We start from the raw sequence: 15,515 nt of genomic DNA on the forward strand, positions 1-15,515 counted from the left end.
ATCGCCGCCGGCAGAAAAATCCTTCTTCAGACCCACTCCTCCATCGAATGGTTGATCCCGAACCTGATTTTTCACGCTATTTTGGGGAACGCTGATAATTCCCCTGATTCACGTAAGATAGCGGCGGCTCGCTATCCGGAAATCAGGGCCAGCGCGCAACACGGAAAGGACTTAACCGCTTCATCATGTCATTGACTCTTGCCGCTGCAAAGCGCGTCACGCACCCTGCTCTTATCCTCTCCGCCGCTTTCCTTCTCTGCTCCACACCTCTGCGCAGCCAGACAACGACGCCCCTCGAATCCCAGAAGGACAAAGCGCAGGAAGGCGCACAGCCCCCAGCCCATGGCGGCTCCAGCACCGCGGGCGTCTATCCGCCCGTCACCGACGCGCATCATCTCCCCATCACTCAAGGCGGCACCGTCAAGACCGGCCCCATCGTCTTCCAGGACATCGCAGAAGAGTCTGGCCTGACCAAGTGGCACCACGTAATGGGTACGCCCGACAAGAAATACATCCTCGAGAGCATCGGCTCCGGCGTCGCGTTGCTGGATTACGATAATGATGGCTGGCTCGATATCTACCTCGTCAACGGAAGCACACAGGCCGCATTCGACGGTAAAGCCCTTCCGCCGCACGCCGCGCTCTTCCATAACAATCACGATGGCACCTTCACCGACGTCACCGCCAAAGCCGGCGTAGCGAACGACCGCTGGGGCTTCGGCGCAACGGTCGCCGACTACGACAACGACGGCTGGCCTGACATCTACGTCTCAAACTTCGGTAAAAATCGGCTCTACCACAACAATCATGACGGCACCTTCACCGACGTAGCCGAGAAGGCCGGCGTCGCGCTTGGCAACTGGTCAACCGGCGCCACCTGGGGCGATTACGACGGCGATGGCAAGCTCGATCTCTTCGTCCCCGGGTATGTTCACTACGACATCAAGTCGCAGATGACCGACACCGACAATTTGCCCCTCACTTTCTGCAGCTACCGCGGCGTGCGCACCTACTGCGGACCGCGCGGCCTCCCTGGCGAAAGCGATCACCTCTTCCACAACAACGGCGACGGCACCTTTACCGACGTCAGCGAGAAGGCCGGCGTCGCCGACAAGCCCGGCTACTACGGGCTCTCCTCCGTCTTCATCGACGTGAACAATGACGGCAAAGTCGACCTCCTGGTTGCGAACGACTCCACCCCGAACTACCTCTACATCAACAAGGGTGACGGCACCTTTGAGGACCAAAGCTATCCCTCCGGCTACGCGCTTAACCGTGAAGGCCGCGAGACCGCCTCGATGGGCATCGCCGTCGGTGACTATCGCAACAACGGCGAAATTGACATCTTCAACACCACCTTCTCCGACGACTATAAAGTCCTCTACCGCAACGATGGCGACGCCAACTTCACCGACATCAGCGATGACGCCCACATCGCCGACATGACCATTCCCTTCCTCGGCTGGGGCACCGCCTTCCTCGACTACGACAACGACGGCTGGAAAGATCTGCTCGAAGTCAACGGCCACGTTTACAAGAACGCCGATACCAACAACTGGGGAACGAGTTGGGCCGAACGGCCGCTCCTCTTCCATAACGACGCAGGCAAACATCTCGAACCCGTCCCCGCCGTAGAGGGCACCGGCCTGGCAGAAGTCATGGCCTCTCGCGGCCTCGCCGTGGGCGATCTATTCAACGACGGCCGCTTGGATGCCGCCATCAACAACATGGATTCCGTCCCCGCGCTACTCAAGAATGTGGATCCAAACACCAACCACTGGGTCGCATTCAAGTTAGTCGGCGGACCCAAGAGTCCGAGGGATGCAATCGGTGCGACTCTCTATCTCAACGCCAACGGCACCCGCCAGCGGGCCGACATCTTCTCCGGCGGCAGCTATGCATCCACCTCCGACATGCGCCCCCACTTCGGCCTCGGCTCCGCCACCAAAGACGACTCGCTCGAAGTCCACTGGCCAAGCGGCGCAGTCGAACAGTTTGCCGTCCCCGACATCGATCGCATTGTCACCCTCACCGAAGGCCAGGGAAAACCCTTCACACCCACAAAACCTTAGACACGTTGTTCATGTACACCTTCACCCTGATATTTCAGTTTTCGAGGATTCGAAATGCAACGTCGCCTCATCTCACTCACACCGTCCGCGCGACTCCTCACCTCTGCGGCTGCATTCTCGATTGCGCTTTCATTAGCGGCAGTGGCGCAGACGCAGGACACACCCGAATCCCGCCTGGCCTATAACCAAAAGATCGCCAAGGACTACACCTACCGCTACGGTGTCGACCACCCATTTCTGCCATCAAACATGACCTCCGACACCGGCAAGTTCATCGACCCTAAGAGCTTCGCCACCGCTCAATATTGCGGCCACTGCCACCAGGAGGCGCACGCCGAGTGGCGTCAGTCCGCCCACTCAAACTCCAATCGCGCACCCTGGTATCTCCGCAACGTTAACCTACTCAACGCTGAAAAGGGCATCAGCTTCTCGCGTCATTGCGAGGGCTGCCACGATCCCATCGCCGTCGTAGCCGGCGCAATCACCGAAGGCGCCCCACGCAAACGCCCCTACGATCAAGACGGCGTAACCTGCATGGTCTGCCACTCCATCCAGTCGGTCACCACACGTGGCACGGGCAGCTACGTCCTCGGCGAACCCGCCGTCATGGTCGACGAAAGCGGTAAGCCCATTCACGGCCCCGTGTCCGATCAGGAAATCCTCGCCCACCTCGATCGTCACTCCGCGGCCGTCATGAAGCCCTTCTACAAGACGCCGGAGTTTTGCTCCTCCTGCCACAAAGCGGCTCTACCCAGAACGCTTAACGACTACAAGTGGCAGCGCGCGATCTCACTCTACGAGGAATACCAGGTCTCGTCTTTCGCCAAACAGTCCCCTCTTCCCTTCTACAAAAAGGATGTCGTCTCCACCTGCCAGACCTGTCACATGCAACGCGAAGCTCTAGTCTCCCTGCCCGACCCTGGCGCCAAGGATGGCAAGCTCGCCTCGCATCGCTGGCTCGGCGCCAACACGGTTGTCCCGCAGTACTATCACTTCGAAGAGCAGATGAAGCGCGTCACCGCGTTCCTGCAAAATAACGTCTTCAACGTCGACATCTTCGCAGTAGAACCGAGCGCGCCCGAAGGCACACAGGCAAGCCTGATCGCTCCACTCGGCAAAGATCCCTTCACCCTCAACGCCGGTCAGCGTGTCACCGTCTCCGTCGTCATCCAGAACAAGGGCATCGCTCATTCGCACGTCCCCGAGCAACGCGACATGTATGAGTCCTGGGTTGCTTTCACCGTCAAAAACGCACAGGGAAAGACCCTCGCGCAAAGCGGCTTCATCCAGCCCAACGGCAAACTCGATCCAGCGGCCCACAGCTTCACCAACCGCCTCATCAACAAGAGCGGCGGCATCAACGACCTGCATCAGGTCTGGGACAACCGCGTTGTTGCGTTCAACAACACCATCCAGTCCGGACGTTCGCAACTGATCCGCTACGAATTCACCATGCCTCACACCGATAGCCCGGTCACCGTAACCGCAACCGTCCGCTACCGGCGCTTCGACCAGACCTTCATGGACTTTGGCATGAGCATGCCTCAGGGTCAGCACTACCAGCAGCCCATCGTCGACATGGTCAGCACCTCGCGCACCCTCAACGTTGGCCAGAACGACGCCACCAAGCCGCTGCTCAACGAAAATCCCGAGTGGATGCGATGGAATAACTCCGGAATCGCCCTGCTCGATGCGCAGCAGTATGCCGCCAGCGTCGATGCCTTCGCGCACGTCGCAAAACTCCGTCCCGACTACGCCGACGCCCCCACCAACATCGCCATTACCTTGATCGCGTGGGAGAAGTACAACGACGCGCTTCCCTACCTCCAAAAGTCGTTGTCACTAGCCAAGGACAACGCGCGCGCCCTCTATTACCTCGCACTCGTGCAGCGCAACGAGGGTAAAGTCGACGACGCGATCGCCAATCTCCAGAAGGTCATCGCAGCGTTCCCGCAATCCCGCGACGCCCATCGCGAGCTCGGCTTCACGCTGTACCAGCAACACAAGTACGACCTCGCGCGTACGGAATACGAGTACGTGCAGTCCATCGATCCCGACGATCTGGCCGCCCACTACAACCTCTCCATCATCTACCGCCGCCTTGGCCTGAAGGATAAGGCAGCAGTCGAATCAGCGTACTTCGCCGATCAGAAGGACGACCCCACCGCGAGCACCTACGCCCTCGAGTACCTCCGCAAGCATCGTGAAGTCGCCCAGGAAAGCGTCCCATGGCACGTCCACGACCTCGACCAGCGCGGCGCAGATGAGACTCAGCCAGTTCCTGTGACGGCCGCAGCCCCTCAATCTGGACAAAGCTCGCCTAACTCTCCTACCCTGAAATAGGAGTTTCATGCGAGCGTTTCTACAATCAGCAATCATTTGCGCAGCGGTGGGCTGCGCCATCGTCGGACTAACCATTCTGCAGCCGCTGCCTTCGGTAGCTGCAGACTCAAACGCAAAACAACGCGGAGCAGAACTGTTCGCGCAACACGGCTGCGCCCATTGCCACGGCCCAGCAGGCGTAGGCGGCGGTCGAGGTCCTGACCTCCAACTCGTGCGCAAGCGCATGAACAAAGGACAGATCGCGCACCAGATTCATGACGGAGGCATGTCGATGCCCGCCTTCGCAAGCTCACTCACCGACCCAGAAATCGAAGACCTCGTCGCGTATCTCCGAGCCAAACGCAAGTTCGTCCGAGTCCCCGCAGCGCCTCACCCCGCGCCACCCCCTCCTACTTCGACCGACTCCGACCCCAACTAAAATCCCGCCTCTTCAACATCGCCCCGGCCAGAGGATAAACTCAACCCTGCGGCGGATCACTATCGTCTCGCCCGTCTCGCTGGAGGCAATTCGATGAACCCGTTTTCCGCAACCATCTCTCGCGCCTCGCATCGCTTTCCGTTCCTCGCAGCCGCAGCCCTCGCCCTTGCGTGCGCAACCCTCCCACTCCAACACTCCGCCGCGCAACTCAAAGAAAAATCCGTCTCCTCCTCTACCGATCCCTGGTGGAAGCACGCCGTCGTCTATGAGATCTACCCTCGCTCCTATCAGGACTCCACCGGCGACGGCATCGGCGACCTCAACGGCATCACCTCGCGCCTCGACTACCTCCAGAAGCTCGGCGTCGACGCCGTCTGGATCGCTCCCATGTATCCCTCGCCGCAAGTCGATTTCGGTTACGACATCTCCAACTACGAGTCCGTCGACCCGCAGTACGGCACCCTCGCCGACATGGACCGACTCATCGCCGAGGGCCAGAAACACCACGTCCGAGTCCTCCTCGACATGGTGCTCAACCACACCTCCGACAAGCACCAGTGGTTCATCGAAGCATCCAGCTCGCGCACCAATCCCAAACACGAATGGTACGTCTGGAACGACGGTATTCCCGCCGATTCCCCCGGTGTCACACCCTATCAAAAGCGCTTCGAGCACGACGGCCCCAATGGAAAAGTAGTCCCGCCCAATAATTGGATATCCGGCTTCGGCGGCTCAGCCTGGGAGTGGGTCCCCGCGGTCCGCCAGTTCTACTACCACGAGTTCTACAAGCAGCAGCCCGACCTCAACTGGCGTAATCCTGCAGTCGAGAAAGCGATGTTTGGCTCAATGCAGTTCTGGCTTGATCGCGGCATCGCAGGCTTCCGTCTCGACGCGATTCCAAGCCTCTTCGAAGACCTCCAGCTGCGCAATAATCCGGAACTCGGCGGCATCAACGCTCAGGGTGATCCCAATGTTGGCAACACCTACACCGACAATTTGCCCGAAGTCCACGACGTCATCCGCCGCATGCGCGCGATGATCGCAAAGTATCCCGGCGACCGCGTGCTCATTGGCGAAACGTATCTGCCTAATACCGCCGAACTCGACAAGTGGTACGGCGGCACAGCCCACAATGAACTGCAGCTTCCCATGGATATGCTCATCGGTTTCCACGGCCTTCACGCTAAGCTCAGCGCGGCCGACTTCCGTCAGCGCATCGAGGAAGTCGAGACACAAATTCATGGCGCGCAGCCGCTCATCGTCTTCGACAATCACGACAATGTACGCGCCATCGATCGCTACGGCGACGGCATCCATGACGACCAGATCAACAAGCTCCTCGCGACCATGCTCTTCACCACCAGGGCCACCTCGCTGATGTACTACGGCCAGGAGATCGGCATGCGCACCACCACGCCCACGCAGCGTGACGATGTACGCGATCCCATCGGCATCACCGGCTGGCCAAATGAGCGTGGCCGCGATGGAGAGCGCACCCCCATGCAATGGACACCCGGCCCGCAAGCCGGCTTCAGCACCAACCCGCACACCTGGCTGCCGATTCCACCGAGCTACAAGACCATCAACGTTGCCGTCGAGTCCAAGGACCCCAACTCACAGCTGAATTGGTTCAAGAAACTCATCGCCCTGCGCCGCGATATTCCTGCGCTCCACGGCGGCACCATGACGATGCTCGACACCAGCAACCCTGACATTCTCTCCTACGTGCGCTCCACCGGCTCAGGCCCAGCGGTTGTCATAGCAATGAACTTCACCGCCGCGCCGAAGACCATCACCCTCAACCTCGCGGGCTCAGGGGTGACAGGCACAACGGTGAAAACCTTTGCGGCCAGCGACGCGACACTTACGTCGATCTCGACACTGAACAACATCACGCTGCCGCCCTACGCAAGCTGGATAGCAGGCGTACAGTAATTTTGTTCGCAGCTGGTCCGGCGGAGCAGCCCGCGCTGGACCAACTCCATTGACATTTCTACGGATAACCGCCCACCATGAGCCGCACCCGCGCACTCTCCGCCCTTTTACTTCTTGCCTCGTTGCCTGCGCTGTCGCAGGCCACGACCGCAGCCGACCAGACCCAGATCCGCGACTACATCCACAACGGATGGGACACACTCTCGCGCTCAATGTACGACTGCAAATCCATCGTCGATCCCAAGGTCCACCAGGTCCCGGTCCTTTATCTTCCCGCCGACCTTCTCACACCGCCCGCAGTCGAAACCATGCGCAAGTCCTGCAACATCGATGTCCGTCATCTACCGCGCGTCATCCATCGCATCAACGAGGTGCCACCCTCCGAGCTACCCGTCGAAGGCCTTCTCTATCTCCCCAATCGCTACGTCGTTCCCGGCGGACGCTTCAATGAAATGTACGGATGGGACAGTTACTTCATCCTCCTCGGTCTCGAACACGACGGTCGCCGCGAACTCGCCAAGGGCATGGTCGAAAACTTCTTCTTCGAGATCGCCAACTACGGCGCCATTCTCAATGCCAACCGCACCTACTACTTCACGCGCTCGCAACCGCCGTTTCTCTCCTCCATGATCCGCGAGGTATACGAGCATCCTGCTCCCGGCGCTCAGCCTGACAAGCAATGGCTAGCCCGCGCCTACAGCTACGCACAGCGCGACTACGCTCTCTGGATCTCACCCGAGCATCGCGCCGGCACCACCGGCCTCGCCCGCTATTACGACCTCGGCGAAGGCCCCGTGCCCGAACAAGCGGACGACTCGAGCTACTACCCGGACGTCATCCGCTGGCTTCTCGCTCATCCCACCGACCATCCCGAGTACCTCGTAACCGGTCCCGCAAAGCCAACCCCCGCACAAGCCGAACAACTCGCCCACACCAGCTGCGACGTCACCGCCTCCCACGTCTGCGCGCTCGCTGTCGTCGATGGCCATCGCCTTTCTGCCGCGTTCTACCGCGGCGACCGTGCCATGCGCGAATCCGGTTTCGATCCCAGCTTCCGCTTCGGCCCTTTCTCCGGCTCAACCGTCGATTTCGCCGGCGTCGGCCTCAATAGCCTGCTCTACAAGTACGAGCGCGACATGGCAGACATCGCCACCATCCTCGGCCGCAAGAGTGAAGCATCCGCTTGGACCCACCGCGCCACAACCCGTCGCGCGGCCATCGACAAGTACCTCTGGAACCAGAATGCCGGCCTCTACACCGACTACAACTTCGTCACCGGCAAGCGCTCCAGCTATCACTTCCTCACCACCTTCTACCCGCTATGGGCCGGCGCCGCCACCTCCGCCCAGGCCACCGCTGTCCGCAGTCATCTCGACCTATTCGAGCAGAACGGCGGCCTCCAGACCAGCGACGTGATCTCCGGCGTGCAGTGGGACGCGCCCTACGGTTGGGCGCCCATCACCTGGCTCGCCGTCTCAGGCCTCGATCGCAACGGCTTCCACGACGACGCCGCACGAATCGCCAGCAAGTTCACCGCTACCATCCTCGACAACTTCCTCCGCGACGGCACCATTCGCGAGAAGTACAACGTCGCCAGCGGCTCCGCAAACGTCAAAGTCGCAACCGGCTACAAAAGCAACGTAGTTGGCTTCGGCTGGACCAACGCTGTCTATCTTCAGCTCGAAGACATCCTCACCGAGCCAGCCAGCACGCTCACCTTGCACTGATGATCGCCTCGCCCACCTTGCGAGCTCACCAGATCAATCCGTATGATGGAGCTCGCCATGACAATTAAAACCAAGTCGCTCAGCCGCCTTCTCGTCCTTTCGACTCTTTGCGCTGTCGGAATCTCTCCCCTTCCAGTCGCCTTCGCACAGACCGCAGCCTCTCCAACCTCCTCCGCGAAAACAGACGCAACCCCCGGGGTTCTCGATCGCACGCAGGCCGCCGCCATTCTCCCCAAATCCGTCTTCTACAAGGGCCTGAGTGCAACGGTCCAGGGACGCAACTCGGCCGGCATTCGCTTCGGCAATGGCGACCTCGTCCTCGTCTCGCTGGTGGACACATCCGGATACTCCTCCGCGGTCCAGCAAACCTACCAGGCCTACCTCCTCAACGAAGTGCATCTCAAAATCGGTGGCAAGGGTCTTCCCCCCGGCGCCTATGGCTTCGGATTCGTCGGCGATCACATCGTTGTGATGGATATCGCCGGCAACGAACTCCTCCGCGAAGCCACCGTCCGTGACCCACAAATGACCCGCCCCGATCCCCTCCACATTGTTGCCGAGGAAGGCAAGCCCGGACAGTACCGCCTCTATCTCGGGCGCAGCTACGTCATCCTGTCTGCAGAAAAGTAGTCGCAGCCGCCATACGGGTTTAACGCTCTCCATGCCGATCAGTTTCGCTGGCTCACGCAGCGATCCTGATCGGCATCACATTGTCCCTGCTCACGATGGTGAGAGTCCCGATCTCGCTTCGTCCGTCACGCAAGAAGTCGCGGGCAACCTCTTCTAATCTCCGCTGTTGAACCCACACTTTCCGCATTAACCTGCGTCGCAAACCAATGTCGTTCGATTCAAATGAGAGTCATTTTCGCCACGTGCCGTGCCAAAACTCTTGCCAACTGATCAAACCAACGTTACATTCCAACTATTACCCTGTTTACGTTGTTCACCGTACGTGAGCCCCACCCGCTGATCCGTTTCAGATGATCCGACTCTCAGAGCTACGCACGCCTGCAGCGTGTGAAGGTCTACTACCGATCGTTCCCCGGAACAATACAGGACGCGTGTATTCAGGAGCCGCCTTAGTGCAGCATTTTCACTTGAAGAACTTTTTGACTCTTGCTCTGCTTCTGTTGTCCATTCTCATCGCAGGAGGCGTCACCGCTACCGCGCAAAACTTCCGCGGCAGCCTCAATGGAACCGTTACCGACAAGACTGACGCTATCCTCTCGCACGCTTCCGTCACCATCCTCGAGGTCGATACAGGCGTCACCCACACTACCTTCAGCTCCTCAGCCGGTGGGTTCGCCTTTCAGGATCTGCCCGTCGGCACCTATAGCGTCACCATCGTCGCAGCCGGCTTCAGCACCGGCAAATACGACAAGATCCCTGTCTCCGCCGGTGTTCCCTACACCCTCCCCGTGAGTCTCGACGTCTCCACCTCCGCACAGACCGTAGAAGTCGTCGCCTCCAGCGTCTCGCTCGACACCACCACCTCCGCCCTCATCACCGACATCCCCAGCCAGGTCATCAGCGACGCGCCCAACAACGGCCGCGACTTCACCCAGTTCATCCAGTACACCCCGGGATTCGCCGGCTACTCCATCGGCGGCGGCCCCGGCGCCGCACAGGTCGACGGCGTTCGTTCGAACCAGGTCAACTGGCAGATCGACGGTACCGACAACAACGATCTCTGGTGGAACATTCCCGCCATCAACCAGGGCGGCGTCAACGGTATTGCCGGTGTCGTGGTTCCGCTTGACTCCATCGAGCAGTTTTCCTTCATCACCAGCGCTATGCCCGAGACCGGCCGCGACGCCGGCGGCACCGTCAACCTCTCCATCAAGTCCGGAACCAATGTCTTCCATGGCGACGCCTACTACTACAACCGCAACGAGTTCTTCGCCGCCAACACTCCCTTCGCGCCTTCAGGCTCTAAGAAGAGTGAGACCCGTGACATCGACTACGGTGGCAGCGTCGGCGGTCCCATCATGAAAAACAAGCTCTTCTTCTTTCTCGCGTACGAGCACCAGGGCTTCGTCATCGGCGTCGCATCCGCTAAGACCGAACCCTCAATCGACTACCAGAATGAAGCTACCGTCCTTATCAATTCTTATGGCATCCCCGTAAACCAAGTCTCCGCCGCACTCCTTGCAAACCTGTGGCCTGCCGATGCGCTCACCGGCCCCGCCCAGCCCAACAATTACTTCAACCCAGGCACCGAAAACGGACACAGCTTTAACCCGATCGTTCACCTGGATTACAACATCAACCAATCCAACCAACTCAGCATCCGCGGCTACTTCGCCGACGGCGACCAGACCGCCCCAACCAGCGGCGAGCTCAACCCCTACTTCGAGGTCGCCCCTACCCACGTAGAAAACTACGCGGTCATCTACAACCACATCTTCTCGCCCAAGCTCGCCAACCAGGCCTTCTTTGGTGTCAGTTATTTTGATCAGGTCTTCTCCGATGCGGATCACTCCTACGATCCCGTCGCCCTCGGCCTCAACACCGGCGTTACCTCTCCCGACCTTTCTGGCGCACCCAAGATCACCATCGGCGGCGCCGCTGCCGGTAGCGGTCTCACCAGTAGCGCCAGCGGTTTCGATCCCGTCGGTGTCACGCCTCCCGAGGGTCGTCAAGATATCACCGGCCACTTCGACGATGCAGTCGCCTACACCATCGGCAAGCATGAGTTCCGCTTCGGTGGTGAGTTCCGCAGATCCCAGGTCTATGACTTCTACCAGACCGGCGCTCGCGGCGTATTCCTCTTCGACGGCTCGCAGGGACCCTGGTCGCAGAATGGCGGTTCCGCTGCCTGCGATGCCCTATCCACGGCGGGCACTCCCCCCCCAGTTAGTACGGTTCGCCACGCTCCCATCACTGAAACAGACGGCAACATCCTTCTTCTCGCTGACTTCATGGCTGGCTGCGTCTCCACCAATAACGCCTACATCGCAGAAGGCAATCAGAAACGCACCGTCTACGAAAACACTTGGAATATCTTCGCGCAGGACGCATGGCAGGTTACGCCGAAGTTGAACATCAACTACGGCATCCGCTACGACTACGCGCAGAGCGTCCACGACTCCGGCAAGGATCTCACCAGCTTCGATCCCTCCCTCACCGGAGGCTTCGCGATCCAGGGCGGCAACGTCAGCATCCTCTACAACCCCTTCAAAGGATCTGTCAGCCCGCGCATCGGCGTCTCCTATGCGCTGGAGCCGAAGACGACCCTCCGTGCAGGCGCTGGCATCTACTACGACACCGTCTACATGCTCCCCATCCTCAACCTTCACGGCACCACCGATGGCGGCGCGCTCGGCATCGGCAACAACCTCGCCGGCTCTGAACCCGTCGTCACCGCGCAGGCCACCCCGACCAACCCAGACGGCGGCGTTGTCATCTCGAATGGCGTGCCAATCTTTCCAACCCTCGCACAAACTCAGGCCGGTGCCGGCGTCACCAACGCCTTCTCCATCAACCCCAACTATCGTCCGTCCTACACCTACAGCTACAACGTCAATATCCAGCATGAAATCGGACCCAGGATTATCGCCCAGCTCGGCTACCTCGGCACACTGTCACGTAAATTAACCAGCGTCCTCGACATCAACCCCTACGCCATCGGCAGCCAGCTGCTTACCGCTGACAACCTTCCGGCGAACTTCCCGGCCGCCTGCCTCCCGCCGAATCCCAACAACTACTCGTATCAGCAATGCACTCGTCCGTACTTTCTTCAGTATCCAAACATCGGCAACGTCAACCAGCTCAACAGCAATCTGAATGCCAACTACAACAGCCTCCAGGCAACGATGCGCAGCACCAACTATCACGGCCTCACCTCGCAGGTCGTCTATACCTGGAGCCATGCGCTCGACTACGAGACCGGCCTCATCCCCTATCTTCCCCAGGACAGCTTCCGCCAGAAACTGGAGTATGGCAACAGTGACTTCGACACGCGCAACACGTTCTCCGCATTGCTGAACTACAAGATCCCCGGAGGAAGCACCTATCCTCGCCTCACCGCGGGATGGGAACTCAACAGCGCTCTCAGCCTGCACGGTGGCCAGCCGTTCAGCGTCGTAGCTAACGCCGATGAGCTCGGGAATGGCGACAACGCTGACCGCGCCATGGTCACCGGTGTCTCGGCCTTCAACGGCGTCTCCCACAAGATCGTCGACGGCGCAGCCCGGTGGTTCAATCCGGCCGCCTTCTCCGAACCGAACCCCGGCCAGATCAGCAACCAGCGCCGCAACCAGTACTCCAACCCCGGCTTCTCCGACGTCGACTTCTCCGTCGTCAAGAATACGAAGATCGCCGGTAACGTCAACTTCCAATTCCGCGCCGAGATGTTCAACCTCTTCAACCGCATCAACCTGGCCCCCGTGGGCGCACCGCAGATCGCCGCTGGCGGCAACTCCATCGGCTCAACCATTGGCGCCTACTTCGGTGCCCCCGGAATCGGCCCCGGCGAACCCTTCAACGTTCAGTTCGCCGGCAAGATCATCTTCTGACCCAATCCTTCCCAACAAAAAACGCCCCAATCCTCATCAGGATTGGGGCGTTCTCTTAATTCCACCACGCAGCCGCTAAAAATCCAGCGCCACCTGCGAGTACACCGGATCACGAAACGTCGAATAAAACGCCTCCTTCAACGGCGTCGACCGCACCTGAAATATTCCCGGCCAATCGATCACCTCAAACACATCCGGCGTCACCAACGCCTCCAGTTGCTTGGTCGTAAACGGAGGGTTCTTGTCCCACAGCGCATTCGCCTTCAGCAGCGTCCAGAACACACGATACGGCAGCTTAACAATCCGCGCCTTCGCCCCCGTCGCCTGTTTCAGCAGCCGGATCAGGTCGATATAGTCAATCCGCTCCATGCCCGTAATGTTGTACGCGCCCGTAATCTCCGTCTCGATCGACGAAGCAATGATGTCCGCAAAATCTCCCGCATACAGTGGCTGCCGCAGAAACTTTCCATCGCCCGGCACCGGAAACACTGGCACCCGCTGCATGAACCGTCCCAGCCAACCCACATGCTTGCGATCGAACCATCCAAACATCAGCGTCGGCCGCAGCACCACCTGCTTGATCCCAGACTGCGCTCCCAACGCCTCCTGCGCCTTCTTCGTCTCGGTGTAATCATCCACCGCCATCGAGTTCACCACCGACGAAGAAATATTCACCGCATACGGAACCTTGTACCGCAGCGCGGTCTCCAGCAGCCGCTCCGTCGCCGTAACGTTGTTGCGCACATACTCTTCTGGAAACAGGCCGCCGATCTGCGCATGCCCAATCATCAGGTGCGTGCAGCCCTCAAGCTCCTGCTGCCACGGCCCAGCCTCGGCAAGGTCAGCCTCAATCACCCGCAACTCCGGATGCAGCTGCCTCAGAATCGCCGTGTTCTTCGGATGCTTATCGATGGCGACTAACTCGCCCAGGTTCTTACGCTTCAATCGCGGAAGCAGATTCTGCCCGACCAGGCCCGCAGCCCCGGTAATCACAATTTTTCTAGTCGTCATACTCTCCAGAAAAGATGCGCGTCATGCGCGATCTGTCATGCGTTCCAAAATCGGTTTGTCTTCCACTATAGCCCGCGCGCCCACCGCTCGCGCCATCGCCGATCCCAGCCTCACGCTCTCCGCAATGCCGCGATCCTCCGGGTAGTAATAGCAGGTATCGGCGATCTGCAGCCCCTCAATCGGCGTCTTCACCGGAGGAATCTTCGCCGCAAATCCCGGCTCGCAGATCGGCTGCCCATAACGCAGTCGTGCCACCTTCGTGTCCTTCACATCCACGTCGCCGACCATCGGATTAATCTGCTGCAGACACCCAAACGCCTCCGCCAGCAACCGCTCATCCGGCCACGAAAACTTCTCATGCGTCACCGGCATGTAATACGGCACATACACAATCGCGTCGCCGCCCATATCGCGTAAATTCGAGAACTCAATAATTCCCGGAATCTCAATCCCCGGAGCCGAAATATTTACCCAGAAGTGCGGCGTCACTCGGCGCGCCAACTTGAAGATCACGCAGATCACGCCAATGTTGTGGATCGCATCGTACTTCTGCTTCCACTCCTCTGGAAGGTCTGGCACCATCGCGCTGACAAACGGTGTCGGCGTCGTGCAGATCACCGCATCAGCAGCGAACGTCTGCTGCGGAGTCTGCACTCCCGTCACACGCCCATCCGCCGTCAGCACCCGCTGCGCCGGCGTTCCCAAATGCACCCGTCCACCGTGCGCCTTGATTCCCTCGATCAGCGCATTCACCAGCGTCAGCGTGCCGCCGTCGATATAACCCAGCCGCTCCTCCAACATGCTCTTGCGCGACCGCCCAATCCGTCGAATCCGCGTCCATATCCACGAGGCTGAAATGTTATCCGCATACTCGTAAAACTTAAACTCGAACAGCGGCTTCCAGAAACGATCATAGATCGACTGCCCACACCACCGCAGAATCCAGTCCTTCGCCGACTCATGCTCCAGCACCGGCCAGCTATTCCGTCGTACACACACAAACGCGAACAACCCATACCGCATCTTCTCGAATAAATTCAGCCCCGGATACTTGAACAGTGAAATCGGATCGCCCCACGCATGCAGCTTCCCGTCAAAGTACCCCATCGTCGTCTTCCGCCAAATCATCTTATCGCCAATGCCCAACTCGTTCATCAGCTCAAACGTCGGCAGATCCGACAGGCACGCGAAATGATAAAACCTCTCCAACGACAGCCCTCCAAAATCGAAGTGGCCAGCCATCCCGCCCGGCTCCGGCGCCGCCTCAATCACATCGACGGAATGCCCGTCTTTGGCAGCCCGATACCCAGCTGCCAGGCCCATCGCTCCTGCCCCAACTACAACTACACGAGCCATTCATTCCCCTCTTGCTTGCATTCATATCACCGGAATCCGAGACCGGCTCCAGGTTTCTAAACTGCGTGTCTGCTTGGCTTTGAGTCTACACGGCTACCCTGCGTTCTACCGCTTCCTACCGGGCATAGGAAACAGT

At 59.6% G+C, this 15,515-nt stretch carries 9 protein-coding genes; 7 read left to right on the plus strand and 2 right to left on the minus strand.

Features of this window, described 5'->3' with window-relative positions; translation table 11 throughout:
• Positions 1-185 precede the first annotated feature (185 nt).
• From GSQ80_RS13880 to GSQ80_RS13910, 7 genes are all read left to right on the plus strand, one after another.
• Entirely contained in the window at positions 186-2,072 is a 1,887-nt protein-coding gene (locus GSQ80_RS13880) for a CRTAC1 family protein (RefSeq protein ID WP_158788180.1), read from the plus strand.
• Between the two features lie 54 nt (positions 2,073-2,126).
• Positions 2,127-4,415 carry a tetratricopeptide repeat protein gene (locus GSQ80_RS13885; protein WP_158788181.1) on the plus strand — a complete coding sequence of 763 codons (2,289 nt, stop codon included), beginning with the start codon at positions 2,127-2,129 and terminating at the stop codon, positions 4,413-4,415.
• A 7-nt stretch (positions 4,416-4,422) separates the two neighbouring features.
• Positions 4,423-4,833: a cytochrome c gene (locus GSQ80_RS13890; RefSeq protein WP_158788182.1), complete on the plus strand. Its 411-nt coding sequence runs from the start codon at positions 4,423-4,425 to the stop codon at positions 4,831-4,833.
• A 93-nt stretch (positions 4,834-4,926) separates the two neighbouring features.
• Positions 4,927-6,768, plus strand: a complete 1,842-nt coding sequence (locus GSQ80_RS13895; RefSeq protein WP_158788183.1) for an alpha-glucosidase — start codon at positions 4,927-4,929, stop codon at positions 6,766-6,768.
• 77 nt (positions 6,769-6,845) lie between these two features.
• Positions 6,846-8,495, plus strand: a complete 1,650-nt coding sequence (locus tag GSQ80_RS13900; protein WP_158788184.1) for a trehalase family glycosidase — start codon at positions 6,846-6,848, stop codon at positions 8,493-8,495.
• Positions 8,496-8,552: 57 nt separating this feature from the next.
• Positions 8,553-9,125, plus strand: coding sequence for a hypothetical protein (locus GSQ80_RS13905; RefSeq protein WP_158788185.1), 573 nt, complete (start codon positions 8,553-8,555; stop codon positions 9,123-9,125).
• A gap of 479 nt (positions 9,126-9,604) precedes the next feature.
• Positions 9,605-13,012 (plus strand): TonB-dependent receptor, encoded by a 3,408-nt coding sequence (locus tag GSQ80_RS13910; protein WP_158788186.1) that lies wholly within the window; start codon positions 9,605-9,607, stop codon positions 13,010-13,012.
• Positions 13,013-13,087: 75 nt separating this feature from the next.
• Here GSQ80_RS13910 and GSQ80_RS13915 read toward each other — a convergent pair whose 3' ends face one another.
• Complete coding sequence (locus GSQ80_RS13915) at positions 13,088-14,023, minus strand: NAD(P)-dependent oxidoreductase (protein WP_158788187.1); 936 nt, start codon at positions 14,021-14,023, stop codon at positions 13,088-13,090.
• A gap of 21 nt (positions 14,024-14,044) precedes the next feature.
• Positions 14,045-15,379 carry an NAD(P)/FAD-dependent oxidoreductase gene (locus tag GSQ80_RS13920; RefSeq protein WP_158788188.1) on the minus strand — a complete coding sequence of 445 codons (1,335 nt, stop codon included), beginning with the start codon at positions 15,377-15,379 and terminating at the stop codon, positions 14,045-14,047.
• Positions 15,380-15,515 lie beyond the last annotated feature (136 nt).

Source organism: Granulicella sp. L46 (genome assembly GCF_009765785.1).
Taxonomy (GTDB): Bacteria; Acidobacteriota; Terriglobia; order Terriglobales; family Acidobacteriaceae; genus Granulicella.